Source organism: Candidatus Vicinibacter proximus, assembly GCA_016713905.1.
GTDB classification, from domain to species: Bacteria; Bacteroidota; Bacteroidia; order Chitinophagales; family Saprospiraceae; genus Vicinibacter; species Vicinibacter proximus.
In genome coordinates this window covers 677,161-695,080 of sequence record JADJOE010000003.1, presented here as the reverse complement: position 1 = coordinate 695,080, position 17,920 = coordinate 677,161, and the positions used below count along the sequence as shown (strand labels likewise).

Below are 17,920 nucleotides of genomic sequence, written 5' to 3'. Positions count from 1 at the left end.
CCATATATTTTACGCTATTTAAGGCGCTAAATAGGAACTTTTTAAAACCATTCTAATTTTAATAACTTTATTTCAGAAGACGGTTTCAAGGCGCTTTTGGACATTTATTGAATAATATATTAAAATTAAGAAACAACCCATTGCAAAATCATAACAGCTAAATTTACCCCTGCACCCGACCATATTATTAACTTTACGAATGGATGACAACAGAAATTAATTATGTTTGAACAAACCTTAAAAAATATAGACGACATCCTGCACAAGGACGCAGGCTGTGGCAGCGAACTGGACTATGTAGAGCAGACTTCCCGGAACTTGTTCCTCAATACTAAATACGATTGCATGAGATAATTTCTTTAGGAAAGTACTTACTTTGCAACAGCTTAAATTTTCAATTTATATGCAAGCCTTTAGAATTAAAGTGATCATGTTTGCTCTCTTATTTGTTATTAAATCTCTCGGAGCACAAAAGACCGTTTACATCCCTAGATTTATTACCAATACGGGTATGGACCTAAATGATGATAAAAGTCAATGGAGCTATGCCAGGAGTGTTGAGACTGAAAACGTGGTCGTGTTTTGGGAAGCTGGATTTGGCGCCGATCCTTCACTTTCTCCTTCTCCATATACAGTGGATATGAAAAATTTAATTGAAGTAGCTGAGAAGTCTTATCGCATCATGCTGGATTCCTTAAAATTTGCCATTAAAGATTCTTCGGTCACCGATCAATATAAGCTTATGATCTTTTTATTGTACACCACCGATTGGCATGCTTCCGGGTCAGGACAAGACGATTCAGTGGCTACCATATTTGTAAGTCCCGCCGCTGCCAATGGAGATCATGTGGTGGCTCATGAGATTGGCCATGGCTTTCAATACATAACAGGCTGTGATACTGAGGGTGGATTCAGGTATGGATTGGGTGATAATGGTACAGGTGGCAATGGGTTTTGGGAGCAGTGCGCACAATGGATGGCCTATCAAGTATATCCTGAACAACTTTTTGTGGATGGAGATTATAACAATTACATTCAAAACAACCATCTGCACATCCTTCACGAAAATACCAGGTACGCTAATTATTTCATTACTGAATTCTGGACTTATAAAAATGGCATTGACTTTATAGGCAAACTTTGGCGAGCGTCCAGAAGACCTGAAGATCCTGTTGAAGCCTATAAAAGATTAAACAACCTTGATCAAGCAGCTTTTAATAACCAAATATACGAACATGCAGCTCGCATGACAACCTGGGATATTCCTTCTTTAAAAGTTTCTGGTAAAGACTATATTCATAAAAGACCTCAGGTAAAAATGAATTTTACGGTTGATAGTTTTTGGCAGGTAGATCGTAGCATTTGCCTGGAAAATTACGGGTATCACAGCATAAAACTTGGAGTGCCTGCACCGGGAACAGAAATAAAAGTGAATTTTGAGGGATTGGCTGGTGACACAGCCTACAGGTCAAAAAATATTGAACATGCCGGGTGGAATTTTGGTTTTGTTGCACTTCTGAACAATGGTCAACGCATTTACAGTGAAGCTAAAAGTGTCCAATACTCAAATGGGGCCAATCCAAAATCTTCACTAAGTTTTACAAGTCCCGAGCATTGTACCCACCTGTGGCTCATTGTAACAGGAGCCCCTCAGCAGCACTGGAGACACGCCTGGGACGATGACAACTCAAATGATGAACATTGGCCATACCAAGTCAAATTTGAAAACACAGATTTATCAGGCAATTTTTTGGGTCCTTTAAAAGATTTAGAATTAACCCACGACGTCATCATGAAACCAAGGTCAAATTATGATGCGTATAGAATTAAACTTAATACTGTGTTGATAGAAGATGCATTTGCATTGCCAGAAGCAGAAATCAATCAAAAACTTGGTAACCAAATAAAATACTATGCTGTTAACCCGGATGGAAGTCTGGACAGTAATTCTACTGCATTTTATCCGGGACACTGGTTTGATAATGATGGTAAAGTGACCAGGTGGCAAGTGAACTCATTTATTTATTCCGAGCTTGACATCAATGATCTGCAAGTCAGGATAGGTCAATTTCCGGGCACCTGCAAAAATGGAGATTCGGTTACGATTCGTCAGGCACTTATTTACAGACGCAGTGATGGTAAATCCGCAAAGTTGACCATGAAATTTAACATTTATATACAGGATGAAACTACCGCTGTAGAAGAAGAAACGCAAAATAAAAAATTGATAATATATCCTAATCCTACTTCCAATTTAATATCTTGGAATGTCTACGAATATTTTGTCCTGTGTGATGTCCATGGAGTCCTAATTGCAAGTGGAAATGGAAGTTCTTTAGACATTTCTGAATATCAAAGTGGTTTGTATATACTCAAAATTGGCAAGGACATTTTTAAGGTTATGAAACAATAACGCGATTGAGCTATTTTTAGAAATCTATAAAATACTAAAATTGCACATTGCAAATCTTGTCTTTTAAGGAATTGGAATACATAAATTTTCTATTCTTGCTTATAAAAAATATTTTGTGATACAAAATACTTGAATTTAGAAAATAGAAATCATAAAGCCAAACGCACCGACATTTTAGCGGCCCAAGTTATTCACTAAAGCTGTCTTAAATTCCATCTTATTATCCTTGTTCTTTTTTGTCTTGAAACAATAGAGAACCAAAAAAATTAAGGCTGTTTTCATTCCTTAACGCTAAAATTAAAAAGGCCGTATTATATTTAAAATTATAGAGCTTTCATTCCTATTCAGAAAAAGTACAACTTTCAGATATAAATTTCTGGTAAGGCTTTAAAAAACTCTATAGAGATTAAAATAGCCCATAGGAATTTACTAAATTTGTATTAAACGACTCTAAATATAGCTATGCATGTGTTCTAACAACAATAATAATCTCAAAGGCTTCTCGCATAATTGGCTAAAGTTTGTCGGCTTTCCCCTCCTCCGGAAGGGACAAGCTGTACCATCCCACTTCCATCATTGGGACATGCATGAAAAGTTGACCACCAAAACCGTCAACTTTCCTAAGAATTATACGTCATACTTGCAGACAGTGCTAATATCAAATTATCTCGCATAAGCGACAAAAATGGAAGTTAAAAACAATAAATATTAAACAAAGAATTAAACAAGGTTAAAATGAAATCTATTACACTAAAATCAACAGGTGAAACAATCACCTTTGTAAAGACAGGTAAGGACACTGAAGGTGCTTTTACAGAAGTTATCTGCACCATTCCAGCTGGACAAGAGGGTCCACCGCCACATATTCATCCATTGCAAGACGAAATTTTTGAAGTTATTGAAGGCAAACTTGAACTTTCGGCTGAAGGCAAGAAAATAGTTCTTGAAGAAGGACAAAGTTTTAATGTTACAGCAAAGACGGCACACAGCTTTTCAAATCCGCTTGACAGGGAGACAAAGTTTAGAGCGACATACAAACCAGCACTTGACATTGACTATATGTTGGTACAGGGGTTTGACTCATTAAACAGTCAATCTAATCCCAATAAACCGAGTTTGCAGATGATAGTTGATTTTGACTTTATACTCAATCAAATTCGCGGACAATACAAGTTTGCAGGTGCACCCGGCATTATATTCACGATTATTGCAGCTATCGCAAGATTATTTACCAAACCAAAAGTGAAGTCGCTTAAAGACCACAATGCTTCATTCTGAAATATGGTAGCAAGTGTACTGAGCCACGGTCCAAAAATTAACAGATGAACTATCAAACATTCGAACCAAACCAAGACTTAGCAACACTTATCAAATGTTATTGGACCTTGGAAAGTCCAAGAGAAGAAACCCCGCAAAAACAATCCATAGTGCCTGATGGCTGTATGGAAATGATTTTCCATTATGGCGATTTGTACAAACAGTATACCGAAAAAGGGAGCAGCATTATCCAGCCAAGATGTTTTGTAATCGGACAACTGACGCGACCGTTGGAAATTGAACCGACAGGTGATACCGGAGTTTTTTCCGTTCGATTCCACCCATATGGATTTTTGCCTTTTGCGACTATTCCGATTAAGGAAATGGAAAACACAGCCGTTTCGTTAGAAAAATTATTTGGAAAAGACGGCCAAGAAATTGAACAGATGGTTTTAAACGCCGATTCAACTTCGGAAAAGATAAAACTTATTGAAGCATTTTTAATAAACCGGCTGACTGACATCGAAACCGTTGATCGCATTGTAAAATCAACCGTTGAAACCATATTGACGGCTAACGGACAACTTTCCATTGACGATCTTTCCAAACAAACGAACATCAACCGCAGACAATTGGAACGCAAATTTTCAGCAACCATAGGGTTAAGTCCGAAAAAACTTTCAAAAACCATTCGACTACAAGCCACGCTTAAAATATTGCTAAACAAAAAGTTTACAAGTCTTACCACTTTGGCTTATCAGCATGAATATTATGACCAAGCTCATTTTATCAAAGATTTTAAAGAGCTAACTGGGCTTACGCCTAAAGAATTTTACAGAGATAAACTTAAAATGACCTCTTTTTTTATAAGGGATTAGCATTGTCGTATTTTTACAATTTTAGGTTTCAAACGCATTGCATTTTTGCAGCCTAATTTAAAATAATTTAACAATGGAAAATTTAATCAATTGGTTTGAAATTCCTGCAACGGATTTCAGCAGAGCTGTATCTTTTTACAAAGCCATTTTGGGTTTGGAAATAAAAGAAGCAGAAATGTTTGGTTCAAAAATGGGCTTCTTTCCTACGGATGGAACAAACGTATCGGGAGCTATCGTACAAGGCGAAGATTATCAACCCTCAACAGATGGAGTCGTCGCTTATCTTAATGGTGGAGATGATTTGCAAACAGTATTGGACAAAGTAGAATCCAACAACGGAAAAGTGATTGTTCCAAAAACCCAAATCAGCCTTGAAATGGGATATTTTGGAATGTTCATCGACTCCGAAGGAAATAAAATGGCAGTTCATTCTTTACACTAAAAAAAATACATGAATAAAATAGCAATACTTCTCCTTTCTGCAATGGGTTTGTTCTCAGCTTGCGGAAATAATGCGACCAAAACAACTTCAGACAACTTATCGCAGGAAAAGTTGGAAGAGGTAATTTTGTTTGACAGGCTTATCGGCTTATGGAAAAACGAAGACGAAAAAAGCTTTGAGCGTTGGACAAAAAATGCCGATGGTTCTTATCTCTCGGTTGGATTTCAGGTTAAAAATGCAGATACCGTTTTCACAGAGCATGTTTACGTACACCGCGAAAACGGTCAGTGGATTTCTGAAAACACAGTGTCCGGGCAGAACGAAGGGAAAGCCATCAAATTTACTGTTGTAAAGCTGAATCAAGATATAGCGCATTTCAGCAATCCGACTCATGACTTTCCGACCGACATTTATTATCATTTAGCAGACGATAACATCTTACGTGCATTCATTGCGGGACCGAATCCATCAGGGAACCGGGATACCATTCCGTTTAATTTTATGCGCGTAGTGAATTAATAAATTTTAAATTATATTGCGATGAAAATCGCTGTATCCAATCCGACAGAATATCTTGAATCATTAGAAAGCGATTTCAAGTAAATTTCAATAATGCTTGCCAAAGAAATTACCAAAATAGTGAAAGGACAGACGTAAGTTCTTTGGCAAAGCATATTTATGTGTGGAAGCGAGGTCACCGCAGAATTGAAATAACACGGGACAGGACAAACACCAGGCACAACTATATAGCCGTGCAGACTAATAACACAGTTTACATAGAGGTAAACAGATCAAGATCGATTGGAGGAAAACCTTAACATATAGGCTTTAGTCTATACGGTGTTCTCAACGTTTTGGACTGGATAAATCAGTGAGACCACGTTAGTCCTGTAGGAGTATTTGTAGTACTTGAATGAGATATTGGTTAACTCATGTAGACAAAATAAGAGGATTTGTCATAAATTTGGGATTAAACTAAATTTGATTAAATACGAAATAGCTTCTTTAGTAATTTTATAAAAATAGTCAAGATCAATTTATGCAATATCCATTATGCAACAGGAAAACATAAAGCATATCTCACAGACAAACATTAAACATATTATTACCGGTATGATCTTTATGTTTATTGTTGTACACATAGGGTTTCATGCCACTTACATCAAACATTTTCCTGAGTTTACTAAATTTAATTGGACACACCATATTCATGGCGCATTGATGGGTGCCTGGGTTTTATTACTGGTTGTGCAACCTGTATTGATTTACCACAAACGTTTTACAACTCATCGTTTTTTAGGAAAACTGACTTATGTCCTTGCGCCTATTATTATGACATCTATGTTTTTTGTTGCAAGGGAGAATTATCAAGCAGGCATTCTTAAAAAAAACTCTGATGATGTGATGGCCATTCAATCCATCACATGGATGCAACTGTTCATGTTTGTATTATTTTATGCTCTGGCTATTTACCATAGAAAAATTACAGCCATGCATATGCGCTTCATCATTGGGACGGCGATACTCATGATTGGTCCACCTATGAATAGAATCTTAATTAGTTATTTCCCTGAAATGGGGGCAGCCACCATACTTCTGGTTGTATTATACCTAAAAACCGCACTTGCTGCAATCTTATTTTTTATCGATGTAGCAAAAAAGAAAAATTGGATACCCTACTTGATTGTGCTTTTGGCTTTTCTATTTTCTAACTTGGTGTACCATGCCCGTTATTCAGAAATTTGGCAGGCGTTTGGAAATTTTGTAGTACATCATTTGTATCAATAATATAGTTAGTGGTGGATGATAGTTTTTCCATATTATTTGTGCGGAGACACCTACCTTCGATACCACTTGGGCAGGTTGGTCATTTAACACAGGTAATTAAAAACGTTGACAAATATTTTTCCAAACTATTGAAATTAATCATTTGGAAAGCAGCGAAATCACAGGGTTTTATAAACTGGTGGAGAGGTGCTCCACAAAAGTTGTCCTAAAATTCCATCCTATAAACCTTGTTCTATTTTGTCTTGAGAAACCCATTCTATGCATTAGAATTTCTATTCCAAGTCAAAGAATTTCAGCTTTCGCTGTTTCGTTAAATACAAGTATTTCCTCATGCCGCTTTCGCGGTGCCTTCCCTTGAAGCACTGTCGTGCTTCATTCCGCATTGCGGAAATCGGTCAGTCATCAAGCTATTAAGGCTGCTTAATTTCTACTTAATCCCCATAAGGTGTACCTGACTTATTAATTCCTTGAGTGATCTATTTTTTCTTTGGTGATATAAAGATGATTTCAGATATTCGTTTTTCAACAAATGTCTTATCCATATATGTTCTCAAATATCCTTCTTATCCTCACAATCATCAATTATATTGGTCTGGTCATCTTGAATATTCAGAAAACGAATGCTACAGGGGAACGACTCATGGGCGCTGGATTTATTGGCTTGGGTTTGATAGCATTATATGTTTTGTTTAGTTTGTTGTTGACTATAAGTATTGCGTCTAAAGGCGGGTTTAAATGGCTCTCCTCATCCACTCTATCCCGTAATTTTCTGGTGGGTATTTTATGGTTCTGCATGATTGCCGGTGTTGTATTCTGCGCCATGTTGAGTACAGAGATGAATACAGACCGGACCACAGGAATACTTAGGATCTTGTCCAGACCCGTATACTATGGCAGTGTATGGTTGCCTCTATTGATGCTCATCCCATATGCGATATTGCTCCATCCGCATTGGCGCGAATCTATACCAGCCGGATTCTATAAGATTCCACTGGTGATGGCTTGTTTGTTGGGTTTTGTAATTGTAATGATTCCCCAGATTGTCATCTCGATGAATATCAGGGTACCCAAGCAATCAATGGAAGACTGGAAGAAGGAAAATCTCGTGCCATCCATAGAGCAGGAAAACTCTGTTGAAACACTACTTAACTATGCAAAAGATGAAGAAAAATGGGTCAGGGATCTTGCTGCAAACCGCCTTAAATCCCTACCAAATTGGGAAGATGAATTGATCGGTAAATTGCAGCGTTCAGACGGGTATGGACACTATGATTTTCATTGGGTCTATAATTTTCTGGATCAATACTCCGTGGAGCATCCGGCTCGTTTTGTAGACCCCATCAACATTAGCCTCGAATCCATAACCAAAGCAACAGAGATGGCACTTGCCAAATCCTTTGTTTATTCCGGTGACCTGACCCTGCTCCAAATTGATGTAGTGTGTCGGGTTCTGGAACATCAGTTTAAAAGCAGTAGCCAAGTCTTCAGACCCAACATGCTCAGGTTACAGAAAGCCTTAGACACCACTCCTGCAGAACCATCCCAGAATACACAGGAGTTTATTGAATTTATTAAGCCATATCAAATGTCAGTGAGGGAATGGTTGGAGAGAAATAATGAGTAGGTTTAATGTGGATTGTGTTTGGATAAACCTTACTCGCTACATGGACAAAGTGAAAAGCACAAAAATAAAAACATAAAAAAAGCAGTTATTCCAAAAAGCCTTTCTATTACATGACAGACAACTCCGAAATTTTTATTTCATCAAACCATAAACACCATGCAAAAAATAATACCAAATCTTTGGTTTGACGGCAATGCCAAAGAAGCAGCAGAATATTACTTAACTATTTTTAAGGACGGCAAACTGATTCAAATTACTTATTACCCTATGACAGAAGAAGAAGGGTTGGCTGACTTTCAAAAAGACTTTGCCGGTAAGGTACTCACCGTTGAATTTGAAATTTTAGGCATGCGTTTTATTGGCATAAATGCCGGACCTTTATTCAAATTCAATGAATCTGTTTCGTTTATGATTCCTTGTAGAGACCAGGAAGAAATTGACTATTACTGGAATGCGCTTACGGCGAATGGTGGCGAAGAAAGTGTATGTGGATGGCTGAAAGACAAGTATGGATTAAGCTGGCAAGTATGCCCGGAAAATTGGGAAGAACTGAACAAAAAACCCGGTGCATTCAAAAAACTGATGGGCATGAAAAAACTAATCATTGCAGACTTTTAAACCCTTGACATGCATAACAAAACGTATCTTTTATTTTTCAGTTTCAGTTTCCTTCTATTTATATACAGTGATGCACAAGATTCAAGATTTAATGCCGGCTTTGTTGCCGGATTGAATTTTGCTGCGCTCGAGGGAAATGGAACTACTAATTATATTGGGCTGAATACAGGAATAATTGGAACCGCAAAAATAACTAGACACTCGCAATTGGGAATGGAAATTTTATTTAGTCAAAACGGGGAATATATTTTACCAAAATATTATCCGGCACTACAATACGGACAAGTTTGGCTAAATCATGTAGAAGTACCGGTCCATATTGATTGGCTTATAGGTGTCTTCCAAAAGGATAAATTCTACGATTGGAACTTAAATATTGGATTAGCATATACACGATTGCTTAGCTACAATATTGAAACAATTGACAAAGTAAATGTCAATGACAAAATTATTTATGCGAATAAAGATGCCATATTATTACAAGCTGGAACAACGTACAATTTTACAAAAAAGATGGGAATTAATTTTAAAGCTTCACTACCCATCAGAATTAAAGGACTAAGTTGGACTTTAGCGGCCAGACTAATTTATATGATTAAATAAAAATTTGCATTGTACAAATGTTACTTTGCCCGTTGTAAAAATAAAAAAATAAAAAATGATCTCAAAGCTTCCAAATGTATGTATTTATAAACTGAAGAAAGACCCAGTTTATAAATATCCATTTTATACCAATCATTACTAATGTTGCAAGTATTCCTGTTACTATAAACAATATCAGGAGGCCTTATTAAAAAGATTTTGAAGCATACAGAAAATATGGTTAAATTGAGTATAATAAAACTTTAATCAATACATTTATTACTTATGAATTTAAGCAAAATATTGTGGCTTGTTTTTTTTAGCATTTTCACATCCTGCCTAGGGCAAGAAAAAAAAAGCACAATTAAAGAGCAAATTTCCGGTAAATCAAATCCAACAATTGTAAGAAATTTTAAAGCAGTTGCTTTGGCGCCTGATTTTGACACTACCCTGGTTAGTCAATATATACGGAGTATTTTTCAGGATTCGAAAGGGAATTTATGGTTTGGCACTTTAGGTGAAGGCGTAGTTAAATATGATGTAAAAACCCTGACTTATTATTCCAATCCCGATGGTTTTATTAACAACACAGTTTATGCCATCAATGAAGATAAAAATGGTAATCTATGGTTTGGTACTGACCAGGGTGTGTATAAATATGATGGAAAAAAATTTAGAAATTACATTCAGCAAGATGGTCTGCAGTCCAATGAAATAAGTCGCAAAGGTATTCTTGTGGATCGATCCGGTACTGTTTGGGTAGGCACGCACAGCGGGGTATTTCAATATAACCCATCTGCTGAAATTAGCGGCGGCCCAAGTTTTTCTCTATTCCAATTGATTCCTCAGGAGCATATTGCCGGCCTCATGGAAGACAGCAGTGGAAACATTTGGTTTGCTACAGCTGAAAATGGCGTCTTTCGCTACGATCCCTCAGCATCACAAAAAGCGGCCGGAAAAGCAATTACCTGTATTTCCGATAAGATAGGTTTGGGGAATAACTATGCAGGAGGTATGGCAGAAGATAATGCAGGAAACATTTGGTTTACCATGAATAATGGCATCTGTAAATATGATGGGAAAAACTTCACAGAATACACCCCTAAAGACGGAATAGGTGGCACGGAGTTCTGGGGTATTTATATAGAACAATCGGGTATTATTTGGATTACAGCACGTGGCAGCACCACGAGATTTGACCCTTCCATTCCTGTGGCAAATCCAAAGGCGTTTACCGTATTTACGGTTGAAGATGGGATCAACTGTTGTGTACAGAGTATGTACCAGGACAGGTCAAACAATATGTGGTGGGGTGCGGGCCAAGGACTTTATCGATTTGATGGAAAGCGCTTTTATCAAGTTAAAAAGACCGGGCCTTGGTAACATAAACTAAAATCAAATCGACTCACCATAAAACAACAATTCGTTTAACTCCAATTAAACGATTGGTTGATATAACTTTCTTCGATTAACTTAGTAAATGCACAATAAAGAGGGTACTTGCTCCAACGTTAGAATGAAGTAAGGAATAAATTACGGAGCATTCTGACCCTCCTATTTCGCTTTACAGTTGTCTTGAACTGCATGAAAACATTAGAAAACCCTTTTGTATTTACCCTGTTGCCTAAAGTCTATTGTTATTATTCGACTCAATAAAAAAAAATTAAAGTCCTTATATTTGCAAACAAGCGTTTCTCTACAAACAAAAAAAACACTCTAAATATTACTTTATGGACCAAATAAAATCGATCAGAACTGCAATTTGGCACCAATTCGGCGCAAGTCTAGACATGCTTGAAAATGCAATAAATATGTGTCCTGATGAACATTGGGACACTGCACTGAATTTTTGGTACACCGCCTACCATTGCATATTTTGGACAGACTATTACCTGACGACAGAACCCAACAAATTTATACCACCGGCACCATTTACCTTTTCAGAGTTTGACCCAAATGGAAAAAAACCAGACAGAACTTATTCCAGAACAGAATTAATTTTTTACCTGGAACATTGCCGAAAAAAGGCCATTCAACTAATTTCCACATTGACGAATGAAAAGATGAATGATAGATGGATCAATGATTATAAAAATTATTCCTTATTTGAAATTCTGTTGTATAACCTCCGGCATATTCAACATCATGCTGCTCAGTTAAATTTATTGCTCAGGCAAACTGTTGACCAGGCGCCGAATTGGGTAAGTCAGGCCAAGAAAATTGAACACATTTAAGGAAGATTTGAACTGAATATAAAAACACTTAAATACTGGCTTCAGATTAAATAAAACCAGAGAAATTAGTTTTACACTTTAAATGAAAATATGAACAGAAATCTAACTATTGCAAGCCGACTGCGGGAAGTATTTTTAAATGGGCGATGGATTGCCAACACCAACTATAAAGAACAAATATTAAGTGTAAACTGGCAACAGGCCACACAGAAAGTTAAAAACCTAAATACCATTGCGGCCTTGATCTACCATATAAATTATTATTTGGGAGGATTGCTCAGTGCGTTTGAAAATGGGAAAATTGAAATCAGGGACCAATACAGTTTTGATCTTCCGCCCATTGATTCTGAATCAGAGTGGAACAAATTGGTTACTGAATTTTTGAGTAATTCGGAAAAGTTTGCGACCAAAATTGAACAAATGGAGGACAAAGATTTTGACCAACCATTTATTGATGAAAAATATGGGACCTTGCTTCGTAATATTGAAGGGGTAATTGAGCACAGTTATTATCATTTAGGGCAAATTTCATTGATAATAAAATTGATTGCACCTAATAAATCATCAGAAAATTATTGAAAAATTGAATGAAATGGCAGAAATAAGAAAGTACTTTTATAAGTATGATTATCCTAAATTCAGTAGTTTTGCTAGGACAGATATTTCCGGAAAGCGCACCACCTTTTGCAAGAATCGTGAATATAGTTTTTCTGATATCCAGTTTAATTTATTTCTTTACATAAACAAGACCAAAAAATTAACCTATGAATTTAATTAACATGTAATATCAACCAGACACAATAAGGAAGTTATTCATATATCCTACCCTTGATTAAAGTTATTAAATATTCACATTTAAAAGCAAATTATTAAATCGTTTTATCAAAATTAAAAACACTATACTGATGAAAAAATTAAAGCACGCACTTCAGTTCTATTGTTCTATAATTATACTTTCAATTTTCATTACATGTTGTTGTGGATATTCATCCAAAATCGTTGGAAATGGAAAAATGTACATCCATCAGATAGACAATGGAAGAAGTGACACCATTAGAAGTGAATTTGAAATTAATTTATTTTTGGAAACTCGAATTTCAGGCAACTTTCATAATTCCGGAATTATCAGCTCTTCCTATGCAACTAGCTGTTCGGAAACCGCTCTCAGCTCTCTCAACAGAAATTCGTTCAAGTTAAGCTGTGATAAAGACTTTAATTACAAAGGTCAAATTATTAAGGCTGGTACGAATTTCAAAGAGGAAGAAAATCTCCGAATTGAATTCGATAATTTCTCGGGAGTAATAGTAATTCATTTCGGTTCGGAATTTCTAAATTCTGCAAAATTTGAAAAATCCATTCATAAATTCAGGGTGGAAATTGAAACTAGCGACCAGGAAAAATTTACAAATGAAGCGTCTACCTATATGGATATGTAACAGTAGCACGTCTACAACTTAACGTAAACAACTTTACTCTAAATTTTACAGTACCCATCTAATGAGTACTTTAATACACCCATAAATATTTAAGGTGCCAGACTCTCTATTTTGATTGGAATTTGTTAAATTTGTCATGCTAACTTCAAAGTCTGATAAAACAATGTCAAAATGGAAAAGGGATATAAACAATTAGCCTATTTCTTCGGAATAATTGCCCTCATAACCTTTGTAGGTTTTTATAAGAAATACTTTTCCCTGTTTCCTGAATTTCCAGGACTAAAAAACATCCACCATTTCCATGCGGTCGCATTAACCCTATGGTTGATTATGTTGATTGTACAACCCATTCTTATAGCAAAGAACCAAATTACAGCCCACAGACTGATAGGTAGATTTTCTTACCTTCTGGTTCCCATCATGTTTGTGTCCATGCTTTTAGCCTATCACAATCAATATTTACGGTTTGTTGCAGAAGGCAAACCTGAATCCGAAACGCTGGCATTCGTATTTAGTCCAACTACGGATTCTATTCCATTTTTAATCTTTTATATTCTAGCTATACTGAATAAGCGTGAAACCACCAAACACATGAGATACATGATTTCCAGTGGGATTGTAATTGGGGGACCCGGATTAGGCCGCATTTTTATGACCTGGATGGATATGGATATCCTAGCGGCCATTGGCATGATGAGTCTAATTACCCTGTTGGTGTTTATTGCACTTATTATTTATGACAGAAAAAATAAAAAGGCATTCGCCATCAATCCATTTTCAATAGCTCTAATCATCTGGCTGATCCCCAATATCCTGATTATATTTTTTCCAAATACTGCTCTTTGGCAAAGTATTGCAAAATGGATGGTTGAATTGATTTAAATCGGCTGGGGAATCCATATTAAAGGATGCCAATCAGCTGATCAATAAATCTAGCCAATCATACACTCACAAATGTTCAGGCAATATAGGAAACCAAAATAATAATTTTCACCAAGTACCGCAAAAAAGTAAAAGCTACAAATTAATTACACCCAACTTTTACTGATCAAAAAATATTATACAGTACAATATGTGCCAATGAGATGGCCGTACATAAATTCCTATATCTAAAAGTGTCAATGATGTAACTTATCTTCAGATTTGTGTAATGGTTATCTAAAACAAATGTATCAACTTTGTAGAGTAAAATTATCTTAGATAATCTCCTTTACAGTTCTTTATCAGTTTGCCAGAGGCAATGCAGAAATTGAAAATATTGAAAGTGTCAATTCATATTCTGAGAATAATTAGAAGATAAAAATGATTGCAACCATTAAATTGGTAGAAATCGGTTATACAAAATTCACTATTTATGATTTCATGAAATAAATAAATTACAATGCCTGATGAAAGAACTTGAAGATTACACTTGGTTCCCTCCTATTTTAAGACAGTTTCAAACAGAATTTATTGGTTTCGTTGTAACTCAGTTTCATCTATATGATGTTTTTATCAGACATCTCAAAACTTTATCTCCAACAAGCTCTTCAATGACAGATCTCTGTTCGGGCAGCGGCGAACCTGCAATAAGTATTTTTAGAAAAAGCAACAGCTTTAGAAGCCTCTCCCTCAGTGATAAATTTTCAATCGATCTAGAAACAAATGATGATAGAATCACTTACAAAATGCAAAGTACAGATGTCCTGGAAATGGAATTTAAACGTGGAACCTGCTATACCATGTTTAATGCATTTCATCATTTTGAGGATGAAGAGAAATTACACATTGTGCAAAAAATTCGGCTTTCCGGTTCCGATGCATATATAGTTGAATTACTCGAACCAAATTTCATTTGCTTTATAAAAGTATTATTCACAGGAACCATTGGCAATTTAATGTTAACCCCATTTATACTTCCTTTCTCTTTCATACGACTGTTCTTAACTTATATAGTTCCGGTAAATCTACTAACCATCACAATAGATGGCCTCGTGTCTGTTTTAAAATCCCGCTCCATATCACAATACCAAAAGCTATTTGCTCATTACGAACAATCAGTAAAAATATACCGTCTTAATAACAAATTAAACTCCCTTCTTATCATACAAATAGATCAAATGAAATGAACGCCCTCCTGACGCTTTGGAAATTCAGCAGGCCGCATACAATTATTGGAAGTGTAATCAGCATACTCACATTGTATTACATCGTATGCGAGAAGCATGAAACACAATCTATTTCCTATTTAGCAATTGCACTAAGCATTGGAGTCACCTGCAATCTTTTCATTGTGGGTATAAATCAGATCGCAGATGTGAACATTGACAAAATCAACAAACCTTACCTACCAATTCCCTCCAATATATTAAGCTTGCAACAAGCCAAGTACATTGTGATCATTGCATTATTGATAAGTCTAGGTCTTGCGCTATACATCTCACCGTACCTATTTGGCATAATTACCTTAGCAATGACTATTGGCTGGGCATATTCCATGCCGCCATTTTATCTAAAGCAACACCATGTTACAGCCGCTATAGCTATAACAGTGGTTCGCGGAGTATTGCTCAATGCGGGTGGCTTCCTTGTATTCAACTACCTGGTCAACAATTCCCTTGAGATGCCTGAGAATGTACGAATTCTAACCCTTTTCATCATTGTATTCAGTATAGTCATATCCTGGTTTAAGGATTTACCGGATATAGAAGGCGATGCTCAATACAATATTAAATCATTCGCCATCATATTTTCACCAAGGTTTGTATTGATAACAGGGAACCTACTGGTATCAATGGCCTATATTTTTACCATTGCAGTTAAATTCGCCGAACTATTTTTATCAAATGTTGAAACCTTTGAAACGAAAGTACTTTTTTACGGACATATTATCTTGTTAATTCTCTTCCTGTGTAATGCGGTTACTATTAAGTTGCGTGAACATTCTTCCATTAAAATATTTTATAAGCGTTTCTGGTGGTTTTTCTTTGCGGAGTACGGATTGTACCTTCTTGCATATGCAACGAATGTATAATCAGAAATTCAAAATGAAAGCAAATGAAATAAATACTTGATTTAACAACAAGATATTAAGTATAGTTAAATAAAAGGATCCTCACTAAATGAAAACACGATACGTTCATCTTTGCCAACAGCCCTATGCTTGGTTGTTAGAATAAAGGAACAATTGTTCAGCCCCAATTATTTTATTCAATATCAACCTATCAATCACAAGCCAACGAATTTTAAAGAATATTAAATCAAGCTTATAAGAGAATAATAAGTAAATCATGTAGCTAATATGTATAATTATGTAACTATTAAAACACCAATCTAAAGTAACTTTGCAATGAAATATTTTAAATCCTGATCTAATAACCATTTCAAAAAAATGTTGACCCTGAGAAAAGAACAATAGTAAATTCTTATCAAATATAATTTTAAACAGCTACTTCAATTATCAACTTTGAAAAATCATAAATTACAGTATAAATCAAACCGGAATGAACAATATATTTAAAGGACTTCTTGCAGGTTACGGAGCGCATAAATTAGGCGGTGGATGTATAGGCACAATAGTGGTATTTGTAATCATATGGGTACTCCTTGGGCATTGTTGAAATGCCCTAAATTATTACAAAATCTGTCGTGATCAAATTGCTAAAACAGTAAAAAAGCAGTTAACAGCAATTATTTAATTATAAAAACCCACTTTTGCTTGGTTGCAAAATGGGGATCCCTATTGACCCTTTTACTTGAAATTTTCAGTGGAACCATTTTTCTGATTTGTTCTCAGTTAATGGGTGTTTAAATTCCTTTCTCCTCTTCTCCATTACCGAGACCTATATCTGTTAAAAAACTGAAAAGATGCCTGTTGAATTCCAATGGTTGCTCAAGATTAGATACGTGTCCGGCCCGATCAATAACTTGCAATTTTGATCCTCTTATTGCTGCATGCATAAATTCGGATTGTGTAAGAGGAGTAACCGTATCTTCCCGCCCACAAATGATCAATGTTGGGATAGTAATATTATTCAAAGTTGAACATGTTTCCGTTCTTTCTGCAAGCGCTGTCAATCCTTGCGTAATTATGTATTTCGAATTAGCCAAAACAACACTTTTCAATTGTTGTACCAGTTCCTTTTGGTTCTCTAATGAATCCTTGTAAAATACATTTTTTATAAAGTTATCACTAAAAGTGATTGTACCACTCATATTAATATCATCAATAGTATTATATCGCTTTTTTTTAACCTCTGGTGAATCGGCATTACATTGTGTATCACATAAAACCAAAGCCTCAAAGCGATCAGGAAATCGCTTTATTGCATTCAGCGCAATATATCCTCCCATGGACAAGCCACAAACAATGGCTTTTTTAATGCTTAACTGATCCATTAAAAGTATTAAGTCTTCCGAAAATAAATCTATGCTCAAGGCTGATGTTTCGTCTATTGATTTTCCAAATCCTCTTATGTCAAGAGCTATAATGCGATGAGTATTTTTAAAAAAATCGAGCTGAAATCGCCACATCGTTTTGTCGAAGGGAAAACCATGCAGAAATATAATGGGAATATTTCCCTCTCCAAAATCATCATAAGAAAAGAGAAAGTCATTTACGGAAATGTTTAGATTAAATCCTTTAGTTGCAGATTCCATGTTCCTTTAA

Annotated in this window: 18 protein-coding genes; 17 read left to right on the top strand and 1 reads right to left on the bottom strand. The window is 35.8% G+C overall.

All coding sequences use genetic code 11. The annotated features are described in order from the left end of the window. Positions 1–403 precede the first annotated feature (403 nt). The 17 genes from IPJ83_11245 (at position 404) to IPJ83_11165 (ending at position 16,285) form a co-directional block, all read left to right on the top strand. On the top strand, positions 404–2,413 hold the full coding sequence (locus IPJ83_11245) for a DUF4859 domain-containing protein (protein ID MBK7881118.1): 2,010 nt from the start codon (positions 404–406) through the stop codon (positions 2,411–2,413). 735 nt (positions 2,414–3,148) lie between these two features. After that, positions 3,149–3,691, top strand: a complete 543-nt coding sequence (locus IPJ83_11240) for a cupin domain-containing protein (GenBank protein ID MBK7881117.1) — start codon at positions 3,149–3,151, stop codon at positions 3,689–3,691. 44 nt (positions 3,692–3,735) lie between these two features. Beyond that, positions 3,736–4,548: an AraC family transcriptional regulator gene (locus IPJ83_11235; protein ID MBK7881116.1), complete on the top strand. Its 813-nt coding sequence runs from the start codon at positions 3,736–3,738 to the stop codon at positions 4,546–4,548. A 73-nt stretch (positions 4,549–4,621) separates the two neighbouring features. Then, on the top strand, positions 4,622–4,990 hold the full coding sequence (locus tag IPJ83_11230; GenBank protein MBK7881115.1) for a VOC family protein: 369 nt from the start codon (positions 4,622–4,624) through the stop codon (positions 4,988–4,990). Between the two features lie 9 nt (positions 4,991–4,999). Then, positions 5,000–5,509, top strand: coding sequence for a hypothetical protein (locus IPJ83_11225; GenBank protein ID MBK7881114.1), 510 nt, complete (start codon positions 5,000–5,002; stop codon positions 5,507–5,509). 534 nt (positions 5,510–6,043) lie between these two features. Continuing rightward, complete coding sequence (locus IPJ83_11220) at positions 6,044–6,778, top strand: hypothetical protein (protein ID MBK7881113.1); 735 nt, start codon at positions 6,044–6,046, stop codon at positions 6,776–6,778. Between the two features lie 544 nt (positions 6,779–7,322). After that, a complete protein-coding gene (locus tag IPJ83_11215; GenBank protein ID MBK7881112.1) occupies positions 7,323–8,402 on the top strand; it encodes a hypothetical protein in 1,080 nt (359 codons plus the stop codon). Positions 8,403–8,558: 156 nt separating this feature from the next. Next, on the top strand, positions 8,559–9,020 hold the full coding sequence (locus tag IPJ83_11210) for a VOC family protein (protein MBK7881111.1): 462 nt from the start codon (positions 8,559–8,561) through the stop codon (positions 9,018–9,020). Positions 9,021–9,029: 9 nt separating this feature from the next. Further along, complete coding sequence (locus IPJ83_11205) at positions 9,030–9,623, top strand: hypothetical protein (protein ID MBK7881110.1); 594 nt, start codon at positions 9,030–9,032, stop codon at positions 9,621–9,623. 264 nt (positions 9,624–9,887) lie between these two features. Further along, on the top strand, positions 9,888–10,985 hold the full coding sequence (locus IPJ83_11200; protein ID MBK7881109.1) for a regulator: 1,098 nt from the start codon (positions 9,888–9,890) through the stop codon (positions 10,983–10,985). A 347-nt stretch (positions 10,986–11,332) separates the two neighbouring features. Next, entirely contained in the window at positions 11,333–11,836 is a 504-nt protein-coding gene (locus tag IPJ83_11195; GenBank protein MBK7881108.1) for a DinB family protein, read from the top strand. Positions 11,837–11,926: 90 nt separating this feature from the next. Further along, positions 11,927–12,415 (top strand): DinB family protein, encoded by a 489-nt coding sequence (locus IPJ83_11190; GenBank protein MBK7881107.1) that lies wholly within the window; start codon positions 11,927–11,929, stop codon positions 12,413–12,415. Positions 12,416–12,428: 13 nt separating this feature from the next. Next, a complete protein-coding gene (locus IPJ83_11185; GenBank protein MBK7881106.1) occupies positions 12,429–12,614 on the top strand; it encodes a hypothetical protein in 186 nt (61 codons plus the stop codon). A 127-nt stretch (positions 12,615–12,741) separates the two neighbouring features. Next, the gene (locus IPJ83_11180) at positions 12,742–13,272 is read left to right on the top strand and encodes a hypothetical protein (protein MBK7881105.1); all 531 of its coding nucleotides are present in this window, start codon (positions 12,742–12,744) and stop codon (positions 13,270–13,272) included. Positions 13,273–13,443: 171 nt separating this feature from the next. Beyond that, the gene (locus IPJ83_11175; GenBank protein ID MBK7881104.1) at positions 13,444–14,154 is read left to right on the top strand and encodes a hypothetical protein; all 711 of its coding nucleotides are present in this window, start codon (positions 13,444–13,446) and stop codon (positions 14,152–14,154) included. 506 nt (positions 14,155–14,660) lie between these two features. Then, on the top strand, positions 14,661–15,380 hold the full coding sequence (locus IPJ83_11170; GenBank protein MBK7881103.1) for a hypothetical protein: 720 nt from the start codon (positions 14,661–14,663) through the stop codon (positions 15,378–15,380). Continuing rightward, entirely contained in the window at positions 15,377–16,285 is a 909-nt protein-coding gene (locus IPJ83_11165) for a homogentisate phytyltransferase (protein ID MBK7881102.1), read from the top strand. The genes IPJ83_11170 and IPJ83_11165 overlap by 4 nt, the downstream gene beginning before the upstream one ends. A gap of 773 nt (positions 16,286–17,058) precedes the next feature. On the opposite strand, the gene IPJ83_11160 is transcribed toward IPJ83_11165, so the two are convergent. Then, positions 17,059–17,910, bottom strand: coding sequence for an alpha/beta hydrolase (locus IPJ83_11160; GenBank protein MBK7881101.1), 852 nt, complete (start codon positions 17,908–17,910; stop codon positions 17,059–17,061). Between the last annotated feature and the right edge of the window lie 10 nt (positions 17,911–17,920).